This window comes from Dietzia sp. UCD-THP (assembly GCF_000349585.1).
Classification (GTDB): domain Bacteria; phylum Actinomycetota; class Actinomycetes; order Mycobacteriales; family Mycobacteriaceae; genus Dietzia; species Dietzia natronolimnaea_A.
The window spans coordinates 982-2,442 of sequence record NZ_KB714664.1 but is presented as its reverse complement, the minus strand read 5'-3'; the positions used below and the strand labels follow the sequence as shown (position 1 = coordinate 2,442).

At 67.6% G+C, this 1,461-nt stretch carries 1 protein-coding gene; it reads right to left on the bottom strand.

The annotated features are described in order from the left end of the window. Positions 1-123: 123 nt before the first annotated feature. Positions 124-1,215, bottom strand: coding sequence for an IS110 family transposase (locus H483_RS37065; RefSeq protein WP_202959131.1), 1,092 nt, complete (start codon positions 1,213-1,215; stop codon positions 124-126). Between the last annotated feature and the right edge of the window lie 246 nt (positions 1,216-1,461).

The following is a 1,461-nucleotide window of genomic DNA, read 5'->3' as shown; positions in this document are numbered from 1 at the left end:
TGCTCGATGGCGAGCATGTTCGATCGGCGGGAGGTCGAAAACCTGACGACGCTGATCACGGACCACCAGGGCACCGGACAGGTCGTAAATGAGGTGCGCGCCCCCCGGATGCTCCTATGGATGTCAAGCGGCTTTGGCGAGGTCGGCGGTGGTCGGTGCTTGGGTGGCGGGGTCGCGAGCCTGTAGGTCGTTGATCAGGGCATGGTAGATCTCGCGCGCGATGTGGCGTTTGAGGCAGCGCATGATGTCTTTCTTGGACAGGCCTTGCGCGGTTCGTCGGTCAACGTAGGAGCGGGTGCGTTCGTCCCAGCGCATGCGGCTCAGTGCGATGGTATGCAGGGCGTGGTTCGCGGCCCGGTCGCCACCGCGGTTGAGTCGGTGTCGGTCTCGTCGTCCTGAAGAGGCAGGGATCGGGGCCACGCCGCACAGGTGCGCGAACGCCGCTTCAGAGCGCAGCCTGTCTGGGTTGTCGCCCGCGGTGGCCAGAAGCTGCCCGGCGACGTCAGGTCCCACGCCCATGCGGTTCATCAGGGTCGGAGCCGTCTGCGCGGTCAGGGCTTTCAGCTCGACGTCGAGGTCGGCGATCTCCTCACTCAGTGCCAGGATCCGGCGGCTCAGAATGCGTAGTGCCGCCTTGGTCGCGCCGAGGGGACTAGCGAGGTCGCCGGGACGGAACCGGGCGCAGACTGCGGCCAGCTCGCGGGCGGGCAGGCCACGCAACTGGGCTCGCAATTCCTCCGGAGCGGTGATCACCAGCTGCCTGGCCTGGTTGATCGCTTGGGTGCGGGCCTTGACCGCGGAGCGCCGAGGCACACGCAAGGCCCGGACGGCCTCCACGATCCCGTCGCGGGTCTTCGGCACGCCAGTGGCACGCCCGGAGGCGACCGCGGTAGCAGCGGCATAGGCGTCTATCGGGTCGGACTTGCCCTTCATCCGCCGGGTCTTGCGGTCGGGTCGGTCGACTTCGACCACCGGTAGTCCGGCCCGGGCCAGCACCCGAGACAGCTCGGCGCCGTAGGCTCCGGTGCCCTCGACCCCAACGGCCTGCACGGTGCCGTGGCCGCCGAGCCATGAAAGTAGCTGCCGGTACCCGGAACCCGTGGCCGGGAACTCTCGGTCGGCCAGATGCCGCCCGAGGGAGTCGATCACCGCCGCGTGATGGGTCTGGCCATGCGTATCCACTCCGGCGATGACATGCACGTGCTGATCGGACATCATGGTCACTGCTGCCTTTCTCGTTGATCCCGGTGGGGCAGCACGCGCCGGCCAGGCGGGCGGACAAGACAGTGGCGGGGCTTCTGAACCAAGCTCCTATGAGGTCACAAACGCCCGTCCGGTCGCGTGCGTAGCGATCCCCCGAGCGGGCCGACAAATCCGCTTCTAGTCAGCCACCGCGACGGTCAGCCCGTGAGTCAGACCCGCCCGAAGAACCACTACACACATCATCACTGTCAGCCCTGC